This window comes from Pseudomonas sp. JS3066, assembly GCF_036328175.1.
In the GTDB taxonomy this organism is placed as follows: Bacteria; Pseudomonadota; Gammaproteobacteria; order Pseudomonadales; family Pseudomonadaceae; genus Metapseudomonas.
In genome coordinates this window covers 5208278-5232079 of the sequence record NZ_CP143312.1, presented here as the reverse complement: position 1 = coordinate 5232079, position 23802 = coordinate 5208278, and the positions used below count along the sequence as shown (strand labels likewise).

General features: G+C 56.2%; 17 protein-coding genes, 1 tRNA gene and 2 pseudogenes. All 20 read right to left on the bottom strand.

The features are described from left to right. Positions 1-99 precede the first annotated feature (99 nt). The 20 genes and pseudogenes from SA496_RS24565 to SA496_RS24470 all read right to left on the bottom strand — a co-directional run bounded on the left by SA496_RS24565 (position 100) and on the right by SA496_RS24470 (position 23691). Positions 100-591 (bottom strand): hypothetical protein, encoded by a 492-nt coding sequence (locus SA496_RS24565; protein ID WP_330114629.1) that lies wholly within the window; start codon positions 589-591, stop codon positions 100-102. 25 nt (positions 592-616) lie between these two features. Then, positions 617-1780, bottom strand: a complete 1164-nt coding sequence (locus SA496_RS24560) for a glycosyltransferase family 4 protein (RefSeq protein ID WP_330114628.1) — start codon at positions 1778-1780, stop codon at positions 617-619. Further along, positions 1777-2733, bottom strand: a complete 957-nt coding sequence (locus SA496_RS24555) for a GDP-mannose 4,6-dehydratase (protein WP_330114627.1) — start codon at positions 2731-2733, stop codon at positions 1777-1779. Before SA496_RS24555 ends, SA496_RS24560 begins: the two co-directional genes overlap by 4 nt. 122 nt (positions 2734-2855) lie before the next feature. Then, positions 2856-3893 (bottom strand): GDP-mannose 4,6-dehydratase, encoded by a 1038-nt coding sequence (gene gmd / locus SA496_RS24550; RefSeq protein WP_330114626.1) that lies wholly within the window; start codon positions 3891-3893, stop codon positions 2856-2858. A 112-nt stretch (positions 3894-4005) separates the two neighbouring features. Beyond that, positions 4006-4605 (bottom strand): adenylyl-sulfate kinase, encoded by a 600-nt coding sequence (cysC, locus tag SA496_RS24545; RefSeq protein ID WP_330114625.1) that lies wholly within the window; start codon positions 4603-4605, stop codon positions 4006-4008. A gap of 127 nt (positions 4606-4732) precedes the next feature. Then, the gene (gene rffA / locus SA496_RS24540; protein ID WP_330115667.1) at positions 4733-5869 is read right to left on the bottom strand and encodes a dTDP-4-amino-4,6-dideoxygalactose transaminase; all 1137 of its coding nucleotides are present in this window, start codon (positions 5867-5869) and stop codon (positions 4733-4735) included. After that, positions 5856-6404, bottom strand: a complete 549-nt coding sequence (locus SA496_RS24535) for an acyltransferase (protein WP_330114624.1) — start codon at positions 6402-6404, stop codon at positions 5856-5858. The genes rffA and SA496_RS24535 overlap by 14 nt, the downstream gene beginning before the upstream one ends. Further along, positions 6394-6705: an EamA family transporter gene (locus SA496_RS24530; protein WP_330114623.1), complete on the bottom strand. Its 312-nt coding sequence runs from the start codon at positions 6703-6705 to the stop codon at positions 6394-6396. The genes SA496_RS24535 and SA496_RS24530 overlap by 11 nt, the downstream gene beginning before the upstream one ends. After that, the gene (locus SA496_RS24525) at positions 6702-7043 is read right to left on the bottom strand and encodes a hypothetical protein (protein WP_330114622.1); all 342 of its coding nucleotides are present in this window, start codon (positions 7041-7043) and stop codon (positions 6702-6704) included. The genes SA496_RS24530 and SA496_RS24525 overlap by 4 nt, the downstream gene beginning before the upstream one ends. After that, positions 7040-7792: a sulfotransferase family protein gene (locus SA496_RS24520; protein WP_330114621.1), complete on the bottom strand. Its 753-nt coding sequence runs from the start codon at positions 7790-7792 to the stop codon at positions 7040-7042. Before SA496_RS24520 ends, SA496_RS24525 begins: the two co-directional genes overlap by 4 nt. Then, the gene (locus SA496_RS24515) at positions 7776-8705 is read right to left on the bottom strand and encodes a glycosyltransferase family 2 protein (RefSeq protein WP_330114620.1); all 930 of its coding nucleotides are present in this window, start codon (positions 8703-8705) and stop codon (positions 7776-7778) included. The genes SA496_RS24520 and SA496_RS24515 overlap by 17 nt, the downstream gene beginning before the upstream one ends. A 37-nt stretch (positions 8706-8742) precedes the next feature. Next, the gene (locus SA496_RS24510; protein WP_330114619.1) at positions 8743-10917 is read right to left on the bottom strand and encodes a hypothetical protein; all 2175 of its coding nucleotides are present in this window, start codon (positions 10915-10917) and stop codon (positions 8743-8745) included. A 64-nt stretch (positions 10918-10981) separates the two neighbouring features. After that, positions 10982-14077, bottom strand: a complete 3096-nt coding sequence (locus tag SA496_RS24505) for a glycosyltransferase (RefSeq protein ID WP_330114618.1) — start codon at positions 14075-14077, stop codon at positions 10982-10984. A gap of 1388 nt (positions 14078-15465) precedes the next feature. Next, positions 15466-16320, bottom strand: a pseudogene (locus SA496_RS29385) (class I SAM-dependent methyltransferase); the annotation flags it as partial. Between the two features lie 16 nt (positions 16321-16336). Then, positions 16337-18139: a methyltransferase domain-containing protein gene (locus tag SA496_RS24495; RefSeq protein WP_330114616.1), complete on the bottom strand. Its 1803-nt coding sequence runs from the start codon at positions 18137-18139 to the stop codon at positions 16337-16339. Beyond that, entirely contained in the window at positions 18136-19371 is a 1236-nt protein-coding gene (locus SA496_RS24490) for an ABC transporter ATP-binding protein (protein WP_330114615.1), read from the bottom strand. The genes SA496_RS24495 and SA496_RS24490 overlap by 4 nt, the downstream gene beginning before the upstream one ends. Next, a complete protein-coding gene (locus SA496_RS24485) occupies positions 19368-20165 on the bottom strand; it encodes an ABC transporter permease (protein ID WP_330114614.1) in 798 nt (265 codons plus the stop codon). Before SA496_RS24485 ends, SA496_RS24490 begins: the two co-directional genes overlap by 4 nt. Before the next feature lie 69 nt (positions 20166-20234). Next, complete coding sequence (locus tag SA496_RS24480; protein WP_330114613.1) at positions 20235-21677, bottom strand: mannose-1-phosphate guanylyltransferase/mannose-6-phosphate isomerase; 1443 nt, start codon at positions 21675-21677, stop codon at positions 20235-20237. A gap of 625 nt (positions 21678-22302) precedes the next feature. After that, positions 22303-23516 (bottom strand): annotated as a pseudogene (locus SA496_RS24475) (IS3 family transposase). A gap of 99 nt (positions 23517-23615) precedes the next feature. Next, a tRNA-Thr gene (locus SA496_RS24470) sits at positions 23616-23691 on the bottom strand. Between the last annotated feature and the right edge of the window lie 111 nt (positions 23692-23802).

The following is a 23802-nucleotide window of genomic DNA, read 5'->3' as shown; positions in this document are numbered from 1 at the left end:
GTCCCAATACTCCTGGAAGACCTGAACGTGCTGCGTAGAATGTCTCGCATGCAGTATGGGCCATGGCCGGACTCTAGACGTCCGGCCATGGCGAACAATTTACTCAACCTGAATATTCAGCTCCAGCGGCTTGACCTTCTTGCTTTCGAACCAGACAACACCTTCGTGGACGAGACTGACTTGCAAGATGTAGGAACCTGCTTCCTTCGGCGCTTGCGCAGTCAATTGCACTGCAACTTCTTCCCCCGGAGATACTGGTTTACCAAAGCGAGTACGAAGACCGTCGTTGACAAGCACTTTCTTGGATTTGGCATCCAGCCAGTGATAGGACAGGAAAACGGGTTTCGCTGCAGCAGAATCCCAAGGCGCCTGGCTGGTGTTCTTGAGGGAGACCGGGATCGTGAACTTGGAGTTTGCATCAATCTTCCAGGCCAGACTGTCCGCCTTGTACTCAGCCGCATAGATATCGGCTTGCTGAGAAGCTGCTGCGCCCGTCTGGGGGCTTTGGGGAGACGGCGAGGTAGAGCTATTGTCGCAGCCCGCAACGGCAGCCAGCAGTCCTATGGCCAGGGCCAGTTGTTTCTTGTCCATCAAAGACTCCATTGAATTATTGGAACTACGCAATCATTGCGTACGCGTTGAGAGTTTCCGTGGCGCAGCGTTCCCAAGAAAAGTTCCTGGCGTGCTCAAGACCACGGATTATCGTGTCTAGCCTCACACTTTCGTCTTCGAGCAAATGCTGCAATTGCCCTGCCAGGCCCTCTTTGTCTCCGGCGTCGAATAGCAGGCAGTTACCTGCCGAGAATTCGGCCATTGCGGTGGCGCGCGTGCAAACCACTGGAACCCCGCTTTTCATAGCCTCCAGTACCGGCAAGCCGAAGCCTTCATAGACCGAGGGATAAACAAAGGCAATAGCCCCTGCGTAGAGAAGCGGTAGATCTTTGGCAGGCACGTAGCGGAGATACTTGAGGTTTCCGGAGGTTTCCAGGCGCATTATGCGGTCAAGAATCTCCTGATTCTTCCAGCCCGGCGCTCCGGCTATCACCAGCGGGTAGCGTGAGCGCAACGACTGTGGCAATCGTTCCCAGGCGTCCAGCAACAATCCGATGCCCTTGCGAGGTTCCAGTGTCGCCACAAAGGCGACATATTGCCCATGACGCAGGCCGTGGCGCTCCAGCCAGGAGCCGGTTGCGTGCTCACTTCGAGGATGGAAGTCCTCGCTCGCACCGAGGTAGATCGCGCGGACGCGCTCCGGGGCAATGGGGAAGCCGGACAGCAATTCCTCGCGAACGACTTCGGAGTCGGTAATAACCAGATCCGCACGTTGCAATGTGCGAGGCAGCTCCCTCGACAACCACTCCACGCGTTCCCTGGGGTGGAACTCGGGATGCCGCAGGAATGAAAGATCGTGGATGGTCGCCACGGACGGGCCGGAATGCGGCTTCAGGATGAAGTTGGGCTCATGGTAAATGAAGTCCTTCCGCGTCTTGGCGCCCTTCCCGAACCTGGCGTTCACCAGTACCGAACGAGCCTTGTACGCAAGGGGGAGGCTGCGCAGGGTAGTGCGTATTCTGCTGGCAGCCTGTGGGGCGGCAGAACTTGGCGGTAGTTGCTCAAAGTCATGGAGCATTTCAGTGGCTTTGCGGAAAGCTCGGCCATCGAAGCAGTCGAATTTTTCGATCCGCTCCGAGCGATTGAATGCGCGGAGCAGGTTCAACGTGTAGTTGCCGATACCCGTCAGCGGAGGTTTCAGCGACTCGGCGTTGAGCAGGATGTTCATGCCTCGGCTGCGACCTGCTTGCGCCAGTAATTCAGCAGGTCTCCCAAGGTCTCGCTGATCGAGTGCGATGGCGTCCAGCCAGTGGTCGCGTGGAGCCGACCGATGCTGCCGACTGCGAACGGAATATCCGATGGGCGCAGGCGATCGGGATCCTGTTCGACGCTGATGATGGTCTGGCTCTGGGCCAGCAGTACATCGAGAATTTCCTGAATTTTTCGAGCTTGCCCGGACGCAATATTGAATAGTCGAGGATGATTCGTCCCAGGCTGGAGCTCCAGCAACCGCAGATAGGCGCTGCAAACGTCCCTAACGTCGAGGAAATCCCGGTAGGCCTCCAAATTACCTACTTGCAGTACCGGGGCCTGCTTGCCCAACTCAATCTGGGCGATCTGCCTGGCGAACGAAGCTGTGACGAAATCCGGCGATTGTCCCGGACCGATGTGGTTGAAGGGCCGCGCGATTACACCCCGGACGCCTTGGCGGAAATACTCGTTGAAGGCCGTTTCTGCTGCGACCTTGCTCGCCGCGTAGGGGTTCAGAGGGCTGCAGGGTGCACCTTCATCTAGAGGAGTGCCTGCCTTGAAGCTTTCGCCGTAGACCTCTGATGAGCTGGCGAAGAGGACGAAGGCTTCTGGGCAGTGCTGCTTGATCGCATCCAGAAGGTTCAGGCTACCCATGACATTGGTCTGCCAGGTCAGCAGTGGATCACGAAAACTAGTGGGGACATGGGAAACGGCCGCAAGGTGAACGACATGAGTCGGGCGGCTGATCTGCAGTGCATTAGCGATGGATTCAGGATCGCGCACGTCCAGGCGAACAGTCCTGTCGGTGGTTCCGGCGCCAACTGGCGCTGATGTGCATGCCGCAATCACCTCTTGGCCATCTGCTTCGAGCTGAGCCCGCAGCACCTTGCCCACGAACCCGTTTGCGCCGGTCAGTAGTATGCGTTTCATCTATCCCGTTCCTGAGGTGTTCCGCTGATTCGATAGTGTCCGGTCGGCGCGACCTCCCTCGAGCCCATGGAGGCTCGAGGGGCCAGGGGTATGGGTACCCCGGCACGACGGATCAGGTTCCCTTAGAAGGAGAATCCTTGCTCGTTACGGCGAAGGTCGGCTTCGACCATCATCCGACAGAGGTCTTCCAGGGAAGTTTTGGGTTCCCAGCCCAGTTCCGCTTTCGCCTTGGCCGGGTTGCCGATAAGCAGGTCGACTTCTGCCGGGCGGTAGAACTTCGGATTGACCGCAACGATCACCTTGCCAGTCGCAGTGTCGATGCCCTGTTCGGCTTCAGCTTCGCCGCGCCATTCCAGCTGGATGTCTGCGGCCTTGCAGGCCAAGGTGACGAAGTCGCGAACGGTTTCGGTACGGTTGGTCGCCAGAACATAGGTATCAGGCGTGTCGACCTGCAGCATGCGCCACATGCCTTCCACGTACTCTTTGGCGAAGCCCCAGTCACGCTTAGCATCCATGTTGCCAAGCTCCAGGGTGTCCAGCTTGCCAAGTCTGATCTTGGCAACGCTGTCGGTGATCTTGCGGGTAACGAACTCGCGACCACGCAGCGGCGATTCATGGTTGAACAGAATGCCACTGGTACCGAAGATCCCGTAGGACTCGCGGTAGTTGATGGTCATCCAGTGGGCATACAGCTTAGCCACGCCATAGGGACTACGCGGATAGAAAGGAGTGCTTTCGATTTGCGGAATGGCCTGGACTTTGCCAAACATTTCGGAGGTGGATGCCTGGTAGAAGCGGACCTTCGGATTGACGATACGAATGGCTTCCAGCAGGTTCACGGTACCCAGACCGGTGATTTCTGCGGTGGTGATGGGCTGCTCGAAAGAAACACCCACGAAGCTCTGCGCAGCGAGGTTGTAGACCTCGGTGGCTTCGGTCTGCTGCAGTAGGCGAATGCTGGCGGAAAGGTCGGTCAGGTCGTACTCGACCAGATGCAGGTTCGGGTGCTTGTCGATTCCGAGCTCTTCGATACGCCAGAAGTTGACCGAGCTGGTACGGCGGTAGGTGCCAAAGACGGTGTAACCCTTTTCAAGCAGCAGTTGCGCAAGGTAGGCGCCATCTTGACCGGTAATCCCTGTAATGATCGCTTTGTTAGACATGATTTGGGTGATCTCCTTTGTTCTTCCGGTCAGTTCCAACATGTCAAGCAAGCTGTGAGCATTGACCGAGTGGCTCATGAATAAGTGTTAGGGTTGGTCTTCTACTATTGGCTCATGGAAGAGTGAGTTGACGCTCTTCCAGGTATTTTATGATCAGGCCTATTGAGGTAGGAAGGTCATCCTTCAAGGTGTTTATCCTGATCTGCGGACTTACTGGTGGTTCGTAAGTGGAGTCGATGCCAGTGAAGTTCTTGATCAGGCCCGCTCGCGCCTTGCCATACAAACCTTTTGGGTCTCGGCGTTCGCACTCATCAAAGGGGGTGTCGATGAATACTTCGATAAAAGCATCTTCTCCAATGACAGATTTCGCCATTTCGCGATCACGCTGAAAGGGAGAGATAAATGCAGTGACCACTAATAGTCCTGCGTCGACGAAGAGGCGAGAAACTTCTGCGACCCGTCGTATATTTTCCTCACGAGCAGAGTCGTCGAAGCCTAGGTCTCGGCAAAGTCCCATTCTGACATTGTCGCCGTCGAGCAGGTAGGTGTGGTGACCCATTTCGACCAAGGCAGCCTCTAGGGCATTCGCGATGGTTGACTTTCCTGCTCCGCTATATCCGGTGAACCAGAGTACTGCGGGCTTCTGATTCTTTATCTTGGCACGAGACTTCGCAGTTACAGTTGTCTGGTTGAATACGAGATTCTCTGACATGCCTGGTGTCCCCTGGCAATAGTGTTACTTGTTCAGGTGGCTCTCTCATGGAATGAGGAGCTCCAGCGAGCTACGGCGGAGTCAAGCATTTTTGCTCAAGTGTTGCTGTTGTTTTTCGATAACCATTTCAGGTGTTTGCGTAGAAGTCTCTGACACTGGTTATTACTCGGCTGATATCATCATCGGTCATGTTGTAGTAGACCGGTAACCGCAAGAGCTTATCACTCTCGCGGGTCGTGAAGTTGTCTTCGCCATGGAATCTCGAGTGGAAAACTCCTGCTGTTGACGTGTGCAGCGGAATATAGTGGAACGGTGCGATGATCTCTCTGGATTTGAGGTGGTCGATAAGTGCTGTACGACACGCAAGATCGCGTGTCTTCAGGTAGAACATATGCGCATTGTGCTGGCAGCTTTCTGGAATACTGGGAAGCTTAAGCTCTCCGGTCTGTTGCAACTGGAGCAGGGCGTCCTGATAGCGGTGCCAAATATCCAGTCGGTTCTGGTTGATTTGTTCCACCTGTTCCAGTTGAGCTAGCAGGTAGGCCGCCTGGAGTTCGCAGGGCAGGTAGCTGCTGCCAATGTCAACCCAAGAGTACTTGTCCACCATGCCTCGGAAGAAAAGGCTGCGGTTGGTGCCTTTCTCACGAATGATCTCCGCGCGTTCCACGAAGCGCTCGTCGTTGATGATGAGCAGTCCACCTTCTCCACCACTGGTGTAATTCTTGGTTTCATGGAAGCTGAACGCGCCAATGTGACCGACGGTGCCCAGATGGCGCCCTTTGTATCGGCTCATCATGGCTTGCGCGGCATCTTCGACGACCACCAGACCGTGGCGATTCGCGATCTCCAGGATGGTGTCCATTTCGCAAGCGACACCAGCGTAGTGGACGGGAACGATCGCCTTGGTCTTTTCGGTGATAGCCGCTTCGATAAGCGTCTCGTCAATGTTCATCGTATCCGGCCGGATATCGACAAATACGATCTTCGCACCTCGCATGACGAAGGCATTCGCTGTGCTTACAAAGGTATAACTGGGCATTATCACTTCGTCGCCCGGCTGGATATCGATCAGGATCGCAGCCATCTCCAGCGCGTGAGTGCAGGAGGGAGTCAGCAGTGTCTTCTTGCACTCGAGTTGTTGCATGAACCAGTCATGGCAGCGCTTGGTGAATGTGTTGTCACCAGAGAGCTTTCCGCTTTTTATAGCTTCGGCGATGTACTCCATTTCGCGGCCGACGACCGGCGGCAAATTAAATCGAATCAGATTCATGCAGAACTCGCTCCTTAATATGCTTGGCGGGGGTTCCTGCAACTATGGTGTAAGCCGGAACGGATTTCGTTACTACGCTACCGGCGGCCACAACTACGCCGTCACCGATAGTGACCCCCTGCATTATTAGGCATTTGGCGCCGAGCCAGACGTTGTTGCCAATGGTAATACTCGCCCCATTATCAGGAAGGTCGATATAGGTATGGTCGTGACCTGCCCCGAGCATCGTCACTCCCGGCCCCATTCTCACATTGTTGCCAATGGAAATCGTCGCGGTCTTCTCGTGAAACGACGGATAGATGGCTACACCTCGACCAACGGTCACATCGCTGCCGATCGACACCTTACGCGGAAAGCGGATGTAGACGCCGTAATCGATCACGACGCGGCGACCTAGCTTCTTGAGCATCAATCTGAACAATGGCGTGCGCAGGAACGGCGGGAGCAAATCCGCCAGCTTGAATCCGAGGTTTGAGACATAGGAGTAGTTGAGGTAAAGAAACCTCATGAAATCCTTGCTAAAACGCATAGATAACGACTCCGGCGACGATAATAGCTATTGCAGCCCAGGTGCGGGTAGGAATGATCTCGCCGAGGAAAATGCGAGACAGTACGGCCACAGTCAAAATGGTGAGCGACGTCGAGACGTAGACGATATCGACGGAAATGTTCTTCAAGGCCAGGAAACTGAATACTGGGTTAATGAGGAAGAATCCCAGCGTCAAGGCCAGGTATGCCTGTCGTTTGTCGAGCGAGTACTTCTTGTAGAACACCTGGCCAAATGCGGTGGACATGATTGCCATGAAGAGGCATGCGCCGGACAGTATCATTCCGTGGCCCTCTTCGCGCGACCCAACAGCAGCACACCGAAGATTATCAATACGATGGCGAAGAGTTTCTGCATTTCGAGCTCCGCCTCGCCATTGAGCAAGGCCAGCAAGTAGATCGCGGGGAAGAAAACGGCGACGATCGGGTAGCTCTCGCTGATTTCGTAGCGGCGGTAGATCAACCCCCAGATGTAGAACTTGGAGAAGTTCACTGCGATAACGCACAACACCACCAGCGCGCTGGCCAGCCCGAGGCTTGCAGAGCTCTTTGCCCCGAGGTTGAGCAGGTAGGCGGAGAACAGCGTGCAGGCGACCGTCAGCGACACCAGGAAGTACTTCATTTCACCCACGCACTCAGATCGAGGCCCGTAAGCTCGGCCAGCTTCTCATTGTGGTCGCGGTAGTAGCCTGTCAGCTTCTCAATGACCTGCGCAGGCACCGGTGCAATCTTCTTGGAGTCGTTGACTACCTTCTGTCGGTTCTCCGGGCGGAAAGTGGTATCAATCCCAAGGAATCCGTACAGGCGGGTCAACTCTGCGTCATCGACGCGCAATTGTTCCAAGGTACAGATGAATATCTGATCGGCGGGGAAGCGATCCTGGTAAATGGTGACAAATCTGTGGTATTCGCCCCGGCCGAGGTAGTCGAAGGGGTTCACTGACAGCGTGCGCCCTTCTAGCGATGGTGCGGGAGCATCGTCGATGAACACTTCCTCCAGCGTGCGGGTTTCCAGGCCGTGGTTCAGGCTGAAGTAATAGTTCGAGATCGCTCGATGGACCGGGTCGCGGAGAATAAAAATGATCTTCGTGCCTGGCAGCGCGGCACGAATGCAATCTGCAGCTGCCGGAACCTCGTAGTAGCTGGTGCTCTTTTCCCCCAGGACATGCTGGCTTTCGTTTGCAGCGGAAAAGTAAGTTCCGAAGTAGCCGTCCAGATCAACCTCATTGACAGCCCGGTTCAGGAAGTACTTGGGTTCGGGGCGCACCGGCTGGGCCATGGCGATTTCCGGGTGCTGGGCCAGCAAGTTATAGAGATAGGTCGATCCACTGCGTTGCGCACCGACGACGATGAAGTTACTCACGCTTTTCATGGATTTCCTTGATGAAATAGCTCTGAGGAGTGGAAAGCTGGTCAAGGATCCTGGATAGGTACTCCCCAACCAACCCCAGCAGCGCAATGATAAATCCGCCCAGGAATGAAACCAGGACTACCAAGGTCGTCCACCCGGGGACCGAAACGCCCAGGAAAAGGCCGTGCGCCAGATAGAAGAGCCCTACTACGAAGCTGACCAGGGAAACGAACAGTCCTATGGTGCTGAGTAGGCGCAGCGGATAGGACGAGTAATTGATGAGCAGGCGGCTCATCAACGAGATGATTTTCTTCAGTGTGTAGTTCGACACCCCGTCCGCGCGCTCCTGGTGATCTACAAGCACGTTGGCCATGCGGGTTGAGTACATCAGCAACAGTCCCGGTACATAGGGGTAAGGTGTCTTGTGCGAGAGCACCCGCTCAATGAGGTCGCGCCGAATGATTCGGAAATTGGTCAGTACGATATCAGAGGGCTTGTTGAAGACTTTCTGATTGAGAAAACCGATGAGCTTGCTACCGAACCTTCTGAACAGCGAATGCTTCTTCTCGCGAAAGCGGCCGAACACCAGGTCGAAATCGCCACTGTTAGCCTTCTCGATCAAGTGACCGATTTCCATGGGCGGATTCTGCAGGTCGTCATCCAGCGTGATGACGTAATCCCCGGTGGAGTGCGCGAAACCGCAGAGCACGGCGTTGTGTTGCCCATAGTTCTTCACGAAATTGATGGACTTGATATTCCGGTTTTCGGCCGCGAGACGCTTGATGACCCCCCAGCTGTTGTCCGGACTGCCATCGTTCACAAGAATGATCTCAGCATCAATACGGAAGTGTGCGATTGCGCGCATTATTTCCGCCACGGTCTTCTCTACGAAACTCTCGCTTCTGTAGACGGGGACAACAATTGAGTACTTCACCTAAGCTCCTGTCTCGAGGCTTTTTTGGCGTTTTCCGTTAGTTTTCTTCGAAAAACTTGTTTTGTTTATCAATCAAATTCTCTGACGAGCCCTCTTCGGAAATCCTTAAGTCACGAATGCCGAAGGCTAGAAACCTCTTGTCGTCGACCCCAGGTTGCGTTGGTGGCTCATCGGTTTTGAAGTTTATTTCTATTTTTCCCTGCTCAGTCTCTATTTGTAGTTCTACTGTGGTTGGCGAGCCTGGTCGGATATTAAGTATTCGCTCTTGATTATCAAAAAGAATCGTGACGCTGCGGGGGGTTAAGGTGTTTAGCTTGAACTCAACTTTATACTTAGTTGGGCGCTTTTCTTCACCTTGGAAGGAGAGTCTTGAAGTGCCTTTTGACCATGCAAAGCTGCCAGGATTTCCTTCCCAATTGTAAAATCCAGTATCTAGAACTTCTTTGTATTGTTCAGGGTTGTTCGACACAGGCGATAGTTTATAAAAAATCTTGGTTCCATCGGGGCTTTCGATTGGGGGTTGGTTAAGTTGTGTCGATATTGCCGCCTGTAAGGAAATCGCTCGGTCTTCGTAGCCTCTTCTATCTATGTAGATTCCGCTGAATCCTGAGTTTTCTAAGGCGATCAGCAAGTTGCGGGCGGGAAGGCTGGAAACCCGCTTGTACCAAGCGTCGCCCTCGCGGCCCCGGACTGCCCCATATGACCAAGAAATACGTTCGCTGTGTAGGTAGCCCGTTAGGTGCATGTAGTCAGGCATGTTTACTACCGTTTGGCTTTCTGGGTAGTGCATGTATGGGAGTTGGAAGATTTGTGCGTTACTGTTTTTGTTGAGTGCTTTGGATATGGAGCTAAAAAAGATGACGTCCGAGTCAAATCGTGCCTTGTCGTCGGTGTTTGGTGTTAGTGCGTAGTGGGCGGGGATCTGGTCAAAAAGGCCAACAAACAGTATTGTGGCGGCAATGCAGTGCACTGCGTAACGATGTAGGTTGAAGTGTCTCGCAGCATGAGATAGGGCTATCGCAATTGCCATGAGGGATACTGTTGCTATGAAGATGCTGATTCGATTATAGCCGCGGAGCTGGGTTGAGAAGACGTACGCTAGAATTGAGCCGGCTCCTCCAATAGTGGCAAGTAGGATGCAAGTGATGTTGAGTACGGACAGTCTTTTGAGGTTTCCGGAGAAATCTTTTGAAGTTGCAAGTAGGAGGATAAGCAGTAAGAATCCTGCTGTTCCTACTATGCCAATCGACGCAGTGACTCCCTCGTTCGAAAGGGGGGAAGTACTGTCATAGCTATTTCTCAATTTCGATAGTGATTCGATTCTGTGGCCGGGTACAGGAAGGACCATTTCTGCAATTTTTAGTCCGTATATTTCAGATTCCTGTGGGGCCCTGTTGGCAACAACATTGTTCTGTCCGAAGTCGTGTTTGTATTTAATATACGGAACTAGTCCTACTGCGGTCGGAAGTATGGAGGCCAGAAGCAAGATGCTTCCTGAGATTATGTGGAATTTATTTTTTGAGTTCCACCAGGCCGATAGTGTTGCGGCAATAATCAGGGCTGCAATAAAGAATGAATAGTAGAAATTCCATGAAGAAAACACTAGGACAAAGAAAAGCATGAGCATGCTTTTTGAGCTTAAGTCCAAGGTAAGGGAATTGCCTCTTTTCTTTATAAATGGCGGTGCTTCATCCCAGATTCTTGTTATTATGTAGATTACTATTGGCAGGTAAAAGTATTGGATGTAGTTGGTATGGCTAATGCGTAAATAATGAAATGGTATGAAAGTGTAGAGGACTGAAATTGCCAGGCATACAGAAGGTATAACTCCTAGTTTTCTGAGCGCAAAACACATTCCGCATGCTGACAAAAAGAAAGAAATGGTGACATACAGGTTGAAGCCAAGAAAAATGTCGCCAGAGATGGTGGTAATTATTTTTTGAAGAAGAAGTTGTGCTGCGATTGGTTGCGGAAAGTCTCCACCATTGAAGCCAAAAGGTGCTCCAAGGTCCTTGGATACAGGGACGGAAAGAGCTGACCACTCACCCGTTAGGAGCATCTTGAACCTACGCAACATGTCCAGTGAGTCACCGTGATACTCAAACGGTGCCCCTAATAGGCTAGGCAGATTAAACTTGAAGAAGTACAGCAGTACTCCCAATACGGCAACATTAATGGCTGTATATAGGTAGGTGCTTTTTCTTCTGTTCATTTTTGCTCTTATCTGTTCTATCATTTGTAGGTAGGCTTTGGATTCAGTCCTTGGTTCATTAATTTCAATGGATGCTGAAATGCTCTGTAGAGTTTGTCCTGCTGGAAAGTAAGGAGCTTTTTATTTGCTCCGTGCTTTCCTTCCACGTCATCCACGGTATCTGATCGGAAGTCGGTTGCTTGTCGTTCTGATACAACTTCACCCACTCCTTGATCGGAGTCGCCAGGCTATCTGCAGTCGTGCCACTGAAATAGAACGCATGCTCTCCCGCCACTTCACGGAATACCGGTAGATCGCGCGCCAGGATCGGAAGCCTGTGCTGCGCCGCCTCGATCAGTGGAAGGCCGAACCCTTCGCCCAGGGACGGAGCCAGCAGGCAGGACGTGTTGGCGTAGACCTTCAGCAGGTACTCATCGCTGATCCCTTCCAGCCAGTGCAAGCGCTTGCCCAGTTCGGGGTGATTGCGGAAACGGGCTGCCAGGGCATCGACCATCCAACCTTCCTTGCCGACCACCACCAGATTGAAGTTGCAACCTTCGGACCAGAGCTTGTCGAAGGCGTCCAGCGCCTGGCTGTGGCCCTTGCGCGGCTCGACAGTTCCCACCATGAGGAAGCTAGGCGTGCTGGAGAGCCTTGCCAACAAATCGGTGGCGTTCTCGGGCATGCCGGTAGAGGGGGACGTGGTATCCAGGTCAGCCCCCAGGTGGAACCAGCGGATATCCAGTTCGGATGTGCGTTCGGGTACGTTCTCGGCCACCCACTCGGCAAGATCGTTCGCCACTGATTGGGAGATGCAGATGGCTGAATCGGCCTTGGCGACGACTTTCAGCCAGTCGGCATGCCCCTCCTTGAAGCCCGGCGGGTAGATGTTGTCGAACTGCACGGGAATCAGGTCGTAGACCACGAACGACACCTGCACCCCTCGATTCTGTAGGTCGCGATAGACACCCTCTCGATCCGCCTGGATCACGTATCCGCCGGCGAGATCGAGGCCAAGCAGGATATCGCCCGGCTGTGCTTCGATTCGATCACTGCCGATCCAGCCCCGCGCTGAGTTGAGCAACCCAAGCGTGTAGTCACGGGCATAACGGTAATGCCAGGCGCCGTGGTCCTCGCTCAGGTAAACCGGCTCGATGCGGAAACCCTCCGGCGGTGCCTCGATCAACGCCAGGGTCAGCGCGCGGACAACACGTTGGATGCCGGTCTTGAAATCGTCGCGGGCAACCACGGACACGTCGACGAAGAGGGTGTGGGAAGGGCGTCGGCGGGGGAAATCCAGCGCCAGAATCTGGCTGAGCTCCTTCAGTTGTTCTTCACTCGGGCTGGAGGGCAGCAGTCTGGCCAGTGAGGTCACCAGATTTCTGGGGCCGAAGGCGTTCTTTCGGTAGAACGCCTCGATGCTCTGCGCATATTCCTCGGCGCAATGATCAGGTGCGTGCTCGGTGTGGAGGAATTCCTGGGCGCGGCGGGCGAGTGCCTGGCGCTCTTTGGGCTTGGTTCGCAGGAACTCCAGTTCAGCCGTCAGTTCGGAGTCGAAGAATTCATCCGGGATCTTACGGACGACTTCGTTCGGAATGTCAGCCATGGAACCATTGGCGTTGATCACCGTGGCGATCGCATAGTTCATGCAGTCGAGAACCGCTGCGGATGTTTCTCCGCGCGAGAGGGTTCGCAACTGGACCGCAGCATCCGCGGCGGCCAGATAGAGGCGGTAGGTATGCGCGTCGGTCCAGCCGCTGATGCGGACCGTTCCGGACTTGCCGTGCTTGCGCACGCGTTCGGCCAGTTCGCGCGCATAGGGGGAGTCGTCCATGTCGCCGACGTACACCAGTTTGCAGCGTTTGTCGCCGCTGAGCACCGATGAAGCTTCCCAGGCATCGAGTAGCCTGTGGTTCTGCTTGGTCTTGCCGACAAAGCCGAAACTGCAAACGAGGAAATCGTCTTCTGAGATACCCAGCTCCTTGCGTGCCTGCTGGCGGTCGATTTGCTCGGCCGGGTGTCGCAGCAGCGGAATGACGCTCAGGCCGCTTTCCAGCCCATACCACTGCTTGGCGAGGCGTAGCGAGTTTTCCGAGTGAACGATGACGCCGAGTGCTTTCTGCAAGACGCTGAAGTTGCAGGGGTAGCGGAATACGACGGGCTCGTCGTGTTCGTGAGAGCGCTCCTGGACCGCTTTGTAGCCATGGGCCAGGTAGAGTTCGTTCCACAGCGAGTTCCTGACGAAACCATGCGCTTCCCGGTACCACTGCACGCCGCTGAGAAAGAAGTCGTGCAGAACCACGATGCCTGGGAAGCGCTCGAGCAGCTCGAACATCTTCACGTGCATCGGGTTGTTGCCGAAGTGATACAGAATCCTCTGGTACTGCTGTCCGGATCTTTCGAAGTCGGCCATCGACAGGACATGGCAATGCGCACGGATCCACTCATCCGCGATTTCAGCCTGGTCCACGACGACGTCTATGTCGTAGTAGCGAGCCAGGAACGGGATGAGTTCCGCGCTGTAGTCAGCGATCCCCGAGCGTTCAGGGGGCAGGGGGGAGACATAGGCCAGCCTCGGTTTGCGCGCGCTTAGAAGACTCAGGTCGGCGGGAGCCTGTGGTTGACTCCCCATGGCCGCGATCAGACGATCGAGTAGGTCCTGCATCGGCTCGAGGCGGACAAGGCGGTTTCCAGGCTTGGCGTCGTCCCGTGTGTGCCTCACCTTCCTGTCATCAGAAGCCAGGATCATGTCGAACTGCTCGGCGGCCTTGCCAGGCAACTGAGATTTGGCGCCTTGGGCAAGGATCAGTCCGAGTTTGAATGCCCTGGGGTTGTCCGCAAGCATGCCAAACGTTTTTACATCGATAGACAGGTCGCTCAGCAGCAGGAGGTCCGGCTGCAGATTGGTCAGGAACGCCTGATGGATGAGTTCGCTGAATGGCCCATTCGCAGCCTGGCTCCGTGGCGCGAACCAAACGCGGATGTCCTCCGGGCGCAGGTCATCTGCAAGGGAGCGCCTGATGGGAAGGATGCTTTCTTCGTACTGGCCGTTTAGGACAATCAGCAGCTCATGTGCACTGGCGCAAGCGTGACGCGCGAGTGATTTTACGAGGGTGAGCAGTTCGTTCTGGGCAGCCGGGAACTCGGCCTGGAGGCCTTGCAGGTCAATCACAATTCGCATTACAGGCTTCCTGGTCTTTGCTGCTCGATCGCGTTGTTGAGTTCATGGAAATAGCGCCGAGCCTCTGCGGAAAGGGCCGACAGGTCGGGGCCCCCTGGAGCTTCGCCTGACTGGTCGAGACCTCCCTGTTGCGGGGTAGAAAAACCTTCGTGGACGGTCAGGGTGGTATCCACCGGCGGGAAATCGCTTATCAGGTTGCGGCGCTTTGCGAAGAGGCGCAGATGCTGATGCAGTTTGGGGTGGCGTTGGATCATGCGTGCCAGGCGGGCTCGAAGGGTGGGACGGCCCAAGACCGTGCGCATTGCCATATGCAGGAGTGGACGCGCTATTGCCTTGACCAGCCTGATCGGAAGGCTGGCGATCCAACTGACCGTGCGAGAGAGCGCTCGCAGCGGCCAGGTTATGCGCCATGACGTACTGCTGAGCAGTGACTTGACCCGCTGCTCCTGCGCCACGGCCTGTTGCCACCAGTGATGGGCATTGCCCAGCGATTCGTTCAACTGGTGTTGGATGGTGTGCATCCGATCTTCCAGGCCTACCAGCGAGGCATGCAGGCTGTGCTTGTAGGCTTCGGTGCTGAGCAGGTCCGAGTGGATCTGGTGTTTATGGTCGTTTACTGCCGAGAGTTCGGCGGTCAGCTTGTTGAGCTGGAGGTTCAGCGCATTTAGTTGTGTCTCGAGGTGATCGACCTGTTCGCTGGCCCCTGCATACTCGCGCTTGGCCTCTTCGCACTCGCCTTCCAGCATTTCGGTGTGGCGCTTCAGCTCTCCGAGTTCCAGTTCGAGCAGCGTTTTCTGTTCGTCTGCTTGCACAAAGGCCTGTTCAAGCAACTGACGGGCATGCATGTCCTCGGCGGAAACCTGTTCTGCCAGATTCCGAGCCTGTACGCTCAACAACTCATAGTGGTACTCGAGTTGGCGGATCTGCTCTTTGCCACGAGCTGCTTCCGTGGCCGCCGCGTCACGCTCCTGGCGAAGGCTGTCCGCTTGACTGCGGATTGTTGCCAGCTCCTGCTGGGTATGTTCCAGAATGAGCTCAAGCTTCTGCTGGGACTTGAAGGCTGCCAGAAGCTCGGATGTGGCACTGTTCACTTGCTGCCGAAGCGACTCATTGATCGCTTCGGATGCAGCTTGCCGAGCCTCGGCCTGCGAGGCTCGGGACAGCCATTCACGCAAGGCGAGTTCTGCTTGCTGGCTCCGCGTCTCCGCCTGCTGATGGCGCAACCCAGCTTCCTGTAGCTGAAGGCGAAGCTGATCGACAACGGCTTCCAGTTGCACGGCTCGCAGCTCGAGGCTGGCCGCACCTGCCTGTGCTCGCGCCGCTAGTTCAGCGGCATGCTGGGCCTGGTTACGTACCAAGTCGATGCTTGCGTCGGAGTTCTGGGCTTTCTGTTCAAGCAGTTCTGCCCGACTCTGGAGCTGGTCCAGTTGGCCGCTGAGAGCCACTTCCTTTTGAGTGTTGCTGTCCACTTTCTCGGCAATTTCCCTGATGCTTGATTTCAGCCCGCTATCATAGCGCCATGCCAGCATATCCAGTGCCAGCCCGTACTCTTTGGTGAACATCTCATCGAACAGCGCCAGTTGTTCATTGTCCGCAGTCTTCTGGGCAATGATCGCGTAATCGGGGCTCGATCCGCCCAGCACGTGCATCAACTCCAGGTTGGTTTCAGTGGCCAGCTGCGGTGCTTCCTGGAGACGGAGGGTCTTGGTGCGCTGGAACCCCGAGTATTCCGCGAGGAAGTTGAGCGCCAGGTGCGGAATGGGTCGCTCATGGGTGGGGTCAAGGTAGAAGTTGTTGGTACCGACTACCAGGTTCTCCGGATTCGGGGTTTCCAGGATCAACAGACCGGCCGGTTTCAGTACACGGAGTGCCTGGGCCACCAACTGCTGAAGGCTGGAGAAGGGTATGTGTTCAGCGATGTGGAATCCTGAAACGACGGACAGACTTGCATCCGGCGTGCGCTCCAACACTGCGATAGCATCCGCCTGCTCGGCCGGAAGGTTCCGTACCTGGCAGGCTTCCAGCATTCCCTCGTCCAAGTCCACGCCATGGGGCTGGAAGCCCTCTTCCTGGAGCACTTCCAGCCATTCGCCACGGCCACAACCCAGGTCGAGGGCCTGGTTCTCAGAGTAGATTTGTTTCAAGGGCTCAAGAAAAGGCAGATAGACCTTTTGCCGTTCCTTGATCAGTTCCCGGGAGCCCCGCAGGCGCTCTTCAAATGCCCTATAGAATGTGGTTGGCAAGCCTCAGACTCCACAACTAGCTGTGAGTGGGGATGACATTAATTCGTTGCGACAGTCCCTCCCCGTCGCTCTCGTGCCAGCGCACCTGTTCCTGGACGGTAGTGATTTGCAACACGTACTTCCCCGGTGCCGATGGGGCCCTGACGCTGAGCTGATAGTTTCCGGAGGAGCCCGCATCCAGATGCTGATCGAGGGGGGTGCGCAAGCCCTCGAAATGCTCAACATTGCCAAGCTCGTCCAGCCAGTGATAGCTCAGATTCAGCGGGCAGGGAGGCAAGCTGGCGAGTCTGGCCCCTGTGTTGTTGGTGATCGTGACGTTGATGGAGAACAGTTGGCCTGAAGTGACCAGTGGTGGGGCGTCGGCTGCTTCAAGGGTGATATTGCGCGCGTCGGGTTCGGGGAGCGCCAGCATCCGGAAGGCATCCGCGACCGCTTCCTTGTCAATGGGTTGGTGTGACGCAATTGCAAAAATGCTGGATGCGGTACGCAGGTCGCGAATTCCGAATCGCCGTATGAGGCTCCCACCCATGGTGTGGTCGGTGAACCAGAGCAGTACGTGAGGAAAGTGCCTCTGGAGTTGCTCCTTAAGCACCCGCGGGTTCTGCTCGTTGATATGCATCAGCCGTTCATACCAGGTGCGGCGAGTGCGTGGCAGCCAGAAACCGGCCGCTATCGCATGTCGCTGCTGGCGTGGGTGCTCATACTGGTAGCACCAGAGGTTTGGCGCCGTATGGATGACCAACGCGCCGCGAGTCTGCTTCAGTTTTTGGCTGACAAGCCCATAAAGCTGATCGTTCTCCTCGGGGCTCAGGTGTTCGATGATGTCCGAGGCCACGGCAAGATCGTAGCTTTCAGCGTAGGCGGACTCGTTGAGCACACTGTCGCAGATGACTTCGACCCGGTTGGCGATACCCTCTTCGTCGGCAAGAGTACGCCGGGTCAGTTCGCAGGCATCTTTCGAGTAATCGATCGAGGTGACGGTCGCCCCCTTGAGTGCGAAGAGGCGAGTCAACTCGCCGCGGCCAGCGCCCAGGTCGACTACCGAGGTCGGATTGGTGACGGCGTAGGCGGCGTCCGCGACCGCCTGCAGGCGCGGGTCTACCTCGCGCCCCTGGCTGCGTTTCCACTCGCTGAAGCCACCGCAGTCGTTCAGGTAGTAGTCCTTGGTGTACGTGTCGGCCAGCGGTCCGCTACTCCCGCTATTCATGCGGGAGCCGATGCTGCTATCGAGACGGGTGCGAATCAGCATTTCCCCGGCATAGCCAGGGATCATGCACGCCGAGTGGATGGCGGCTTTGTTCAGCCAGATCCACTCGTTGACTGCAAGGAAATTGGAGCGGGTCCAGTGGTAACCGTCCACGAGAATAAAGCGGCTTTGCGGTAGTGCCAGATCCAGGTCATGGAAGGTGCCATCACCGTCCTGTTGCCCGTCGACATGGATCAGATCGTAGGTCTCGCCAGGAAGGCGCGTGAGCTTGGCGGTGTCTGTCTTGAGAACACTGAAGTCGAAGCCATCCTTGCGGATCGACTCCTGTGCCCAGTCCACGGCCCCCGGCTGGCCCCCAAAGTCCGCGCTATCGATGTCGATCCCCAGAAGGGCCGCCTTGGGGCTGGCGGCCAGGAAGGCGCGTGCCGAGTACCCGAACCGCACGCCGACTTCCAGGATGCGCCTGGGCTGTATGACCTTGGCGATCGACCACTTCATCCGGTAGTAGTCGACCCATTCGTCGAACAGATGAGCCAGTGGGTCGTTCGGGTTGGCATGCTCCCGGAAGTCGTAGCTACTGGAATTGAAGTTGTCGATAATCTCGTCGATCATGCCGGGTACTTCACTTCAGGTTGGATGTTGTACAGGCCGGCCCAGCCCGTATGTGCGCCCAGAGCCACCTCGAAGATGACGAAGGACTGGTCGAAGAAGATCGACTCCTGGAACGATCCTTTGTCGTACCCTCCCGCAGCCACGCCAATCATCAGTTCGTAAGTTCCTGGGGCCAGGTCGCACTTCATGTTGAAACTGGCGGTCACAGCGCCGCCGGCTTGCACCGGCTCGGACCTGTAGCCAAGGGTGTACGTGTTGGCTTCGTAGATCACGATGCCAAGCTTGTTCCGGATGCCGAAGCCAATGTGTGGGTCCGACTTTCCTTCGTTGAAATTGGCGCTGATATTCAGGGTCACGTCATCGCCACTGTGAATCGCGTTCTTGTCGCTGACAATGCTGACTTGCACAGGCCCAGCGGTACGGTTCGCGAGCACGAATTTGGTGTCACGCTCCTCGTGAAGGGCAGAGGCATGAGTGATTTGGCTTTCGTCCTTGTCACCGCATGTGCTCCAGACCTGGTCGGCTCGATAGAAATCCATGACGCTCGCGGCATCGCCTTCCATTACAAGATGGCCATTCTTGAGAAGAATCGCCTTCTGGCAGAACTGGCGCACGGTGTCCGGTGCGTGGGACACGAGAAGCAGGGAGGTGCCCTGCTCCTGGAAGCTGCGGATTCGCTCCATGCATTTGTGCTGGAAGTACGCGTCGCCGACCGAGAGGGCCTCGTCGACGATCAGCAGATCAGGCCGGAAAGCCGTGGCAACGGCGAAAGCCACTCTCATCTGCATGCCACTGGAGTAAGCTCGCACCGGCTCATCGAAGTACTCGCCGATCTCCGCAAATGCCTCTATGTCCGGCATCGCTCGTTCGATCTGTTCCGTCGGATACCCCATCAGGCCTGCTGCATGGAAGGCGTTCTGGCGGCCAGTCAGCTCCGGGTTGAAGCCCATTCCCAGCTCTAGAATCGCGGCGATCCTGCCATGCGCCTGGACTTGTCCTTCGGTGGCCTGCAGGGTTCCCGTAATCAGCTTGAGCAGAGTGCTCTTGCCTGCTCCGTTCTGCCCCACAATGCCAAGTGCCTCGCCCCGGCCAATGTCGAAACTGATGCCCTTCAGCGTCCAGTGCTCCGTCTTGGGGCGAATCGGAATACCAAGCCAGCGGGCTACTCGGTGCCACTCTGAGCCATACGAGCGATAGGCCTTGCCCAGGTTGCGAACGCTGAGCAGGCTCATAGATTGTCCACCATCTCGGGGCTGGCTCTGCGGAACACGATCAGGCTGAGCAGGAGCAGGCCGGCGGAGCTTGCCAGGATGATCGCCAGGTCATGAACGTTGGGCTGGCGGTCATAGACCAGCACATCGTGGTAGGCGGTAACGATGGTGAAGAGAGGATTGAGTGTCAGGCTGTCCTTGATCCAGTCCGGGACGATACTCATTGGGTAGACGATAGGAGTCAGCCAGAACAGGAGCTGAAGGGCGATTGGCACTACTTGGCCAACGTCACGGATGAATACATTCAGCACGCCAAGGAACAATCCTGCTCCTAGCGCGAACATCACCACCAGGCCAGTCAGTGGCAGCAGCCAGAGTGCGCTTTGACCGGGGAGCGGAGTGCCCAGCAGGAGGAATACGCCGAGGACCGCCAGCAGCAGGAGTGCATTGTTTATCAGGCTGGTTCCCACCACGATCGCGGGCAACGTGATGCGCGGGAACACCATCTTCTTCATGAGGTTGCCATTGTCGATGAACAGGCTCAGGCAGCGGCTGAGAATTTCATGGAAGAGATTCCAGGCCAAGAACCCAGCCATCAGGTAGATGGCGTATGCATAGGTGTGCTCGATGCCGGGCAGCTTGGCTGCCAGGACGTTTGACAGGATGAGCGCGTAGATCGCGACCTGGGTAAGCGGATGGATAATCATCCAGAGCCCGCCCGCCTTGCTGCGTGCAAAGCGGGTCATATACTCATTGCGAATGGACGACGCGACAAATCCCCGGTAACGCCAAAGGCTGGAAAGCAAGCCAAACATTCAGACTCCAGTATTTCCTGAGGGGTCAGGAAAGGCTCTTGGTTATGGCGGACGAGAAGGCTGGCCGGATTATTGTCCCGCTCGGCCGTAGATGTCCTGGAATCTGACAATGTCGTCTTCACCCAGGTAGTCGCCGCACTGGACTTCGATAATCACCAGATCAATGACGCCGGGATTCTCCAGGCGGTGCTTGTTACCTGCTGGAATGAACGTCGACTCGTTGTTGTTCAGCATCAATTCCTGGTCGCCGTTGATGACCTTGGCCATGCCTGTGACGATTACCCAGTGTTCGCTGCGGTGGTGGTGCATCTGTAGTGACAGGGATGCGCCAGGCTTGACCACGATGCGTTTGATCTTGAACCGATGCCCCTCTTCCAAAGTTGTATACGTGCCCCAGGGTCTGGAGACGGTGCGATGGGTCGCATGCGCATCGTGGTTCAGGCTCTTGAGTTGGCCAACGATATGTTTTACGTCCTGGGCATTGTCCTTGTGGGCAACAAGTAACGCGTCAGGGGTGTTGACGACGATCAGGTCTTCGACGCCGACTAGGGCAGTGAGGCGATCCTGGCTATGGATGAAGTTATTCTTCGAACCATGGTGAAGTACTTCGCCGTTGCAGCGGTTGCCGCTTTCATCCGCCTTGGTAAGTTCGCTGAATGCGTTCCAGGAACCGATGTCGCTCCAGCCGATGTCGCAGGGAACCGTGGCAACCTTGTTGGAGCGCTCCATCAACGCGTAGTCGATGGAGATATCGGGCACCAGATTGAATCGGTCTGGGTCGATATTGGTGCAGTGTTGGCCCTTCTCATCGGACATGACCTTGCCGGTCAGACTGGCCGATACGCTCTGCAGTACATCAGGAGCGTGCTGCTGCAACTCATCGAGCAAGGTGCCCAATCGGAAGCAGAACATGCCGGAGTTCCAGAGGTAATTGCCTGATTCCAGGTAATCCTGCGCGGTTGGAAGGTCGGGCTTCTCCACAAAACGGTTGACCTTGAACCCGGAGGCAAGCTTCGCAGACGGATCGAGTTCGATATAGCCGAATCCGGTTTCGGGATACTCCGGCTTGATGCCGAAGGTCACCAGCCAGCCGTGTGCGGCCAGTTTGACAGCGTTTGCCACGGCTGCCGCGAACTGTTCTTCCTGGCGGATGAGATGGTCCGCAGGCAGGACGAGAAGAATGGTATCGGGTTCTTCCCGGCTGGCCAGGTCGAGCGCTGCAGCGGCGATGGCGGCTGCCGTGTTGCGACCAAAAGGTTCCAGAACGAAATTGGAACGGCATTGCGGAAATCCGGCCTGCCGGTACTCGTCGTCGGTCTTGAAGAACAGCTCACGGTTGGTAACCGTCAGGATTTCGCCAACGCCCTCCAGCTTGGCGGCGCGCTGAAAAGTTTTCTGAATCAGATTCCCGCCCTCGGGCAAAGGCATGAAGGGCTTCGGATGGCAAGTGCGTGATATGGGCCACAGACGACTGCCTGCGCCGCCACAGATGATTACGGGAATGAGCTTCATGGGTAGTCCGTTACTAGCAGCGGTGAGACAAGGAGAGGCGTTGCTTTGCCGGCAGCATGAAGCATGCCGTTTCGACGAGATGGGGGGGGATTCTGGACAAGGCAACGATCTCCTGAGCTTGAGATTCTTAGAGTCATTGAAGACCTTGAGTTTCCGGTGCAGGGTCGCCCCGAGCCTCGAAGTGCTTTTCTGTGAGCAATGTCACGAAGCGTAGGATAGGGTAAGCGACCAATTGGTCACACACCACGCGTCGGTAAACGCGCCCCATAGTGGTGCTGTTGTGCGGCACGGTGCGTTTTTGATGGGAGCGCGCACTGTCTAGGCATTGCCAGAATGCCTCTAGCGTCGTTGATTGGACGTGCGCGATTCGTGCGGAGGTAAAGCAAGCTGTCACGGAGCATTCCTTTGCTACGTCGTTTCCTCTGAGGGCAAATGGTCGCGAGGTTGCGCCGTCTTTGAACAGGGAAAAGCCTGATCTAGAGCCTTCTCATGGATGTCTAATACCAACAGGGGGATGGATCTTACATACGATTGTGCAGGTTTATCCAGTGGAAACGCGAATTGGTCCGTTCTATCCTGTCCAGTCCTGAAATAGGTTTGCACCTCTCAGGGCAATTTCCTGACCTCAGAGCGCCCGATGCACCGCATCGGGCGTTTTGTATTGCAGCGCTTGCGGTTATAGATATCCGCCGCCTCACGCACCATCTGGCGCGCCTGCAGTAGGTTCTGCGGGCATTGGGTCAGCAGTTCGTTCTTCAGGATGCCGTTGACCCGCTCGGCCAGCGCGTTCTGGTAGCAGTCGTAGCCGTCGGTCATCGACCAGGTCACGCCGTACTGCGTATGCAGGCGCTGACAGTGTGCAAAGCAGTACTGGATGCCGCTATCCGAGTGATGGATCAGCGCATGGCGCATCCGGCGTTGCCTTAACGCCTGGCTGAAGGCCTGGGCGACCGACTTGGCCTGCAGTCCCTCATGGACGAGGTGGCCCACAATCTTGCGCGAATAGGCATCGCTAACCAGGCTCAGGTACAAGGGGCCGCTCTGGGCCGGCAGGTAGGTGATATCGGCGACCCACACTCGCTCTGGCGCGCTGGGCAGTACCTGCTGTGGACCGGGTTTGAGCAGAGGTTGGGGGGGGCGATAGAAACGGTGAAAGCTGTGGGTCGTCTTGTGATAAGCCCGCTTGGGCATGACCAGCAGGCGATGCTCGGCCAGGACCTGGAACAGGCGATCCCGCCCGACCCGCAACCCGGTCTCCGCCTGGTTCTGCAACAGGAAATGCAGCTTTCGCGCATCCAGGCGCGGCTGACGCATCCGCACCCGCCGCACGAACTGGGCTACCTGCCAATCCTGCTGGTTACGGCGATCCGCTGCCCGATTGCGCTGGTAGTACGCCTGACGACTCAGCCCCATGAACTGGCAAGCCCTGCTAACGCTCAGTCCTTGGACTTGCTTGTGCGTGAGGACTCGCCGGGACGCTTTTTTTACGATGGAGACGCCGTAGTCATTCTGCAGCACCTCCACCACGGCCTCAAAGAACTGCGCCTTCTGGTTGGTCAGTTCCAGTTGCTGCTCCAACTCCTTGATGCGCTGCTCGGGGGGCAGTGGAAGATCTGGCTCAGACACGGCGAGGCTCCTTGGCGTGCGAATGGATGCTCCTTGGCGCCAATCCTGCCGACCGTGTTTGCGTAACCACACCAACACCGTCGACCGTCCCTGGATGCCATAGCGGGCCTGAGCTTCCTGGTAACTTATTTCGCCTTTTTCGACTTGGTCGACCACCGCCAGTTTAAAAGCCAGCGTGTAATCACGTTGGCTACGTCGCACACCTTCCACCACGGGGCTCTCCTGAAAATAAGGGCAAAGGTGTAAACCTTATTCAGGACGGGACATGAGAACGAAAAAGGCCTCGCATCGCTGCGAGGCCTTTTTCGGAATTGGTGCCGGCACCAGGAATCGAACCCGGGACCTACTGATTACAAGTCAGTTGCTCTACCAGCTGAGCTATACCGGCCAGAAGGGGCCGCCATTATAGCGATTGGGCGGGGCGAGTAAACCTCTGCGAAGCAGGTTGGAGAGGTTTTGTGCATCAGCGGCGATCGGCTTATGCACAATGGTGATGCTT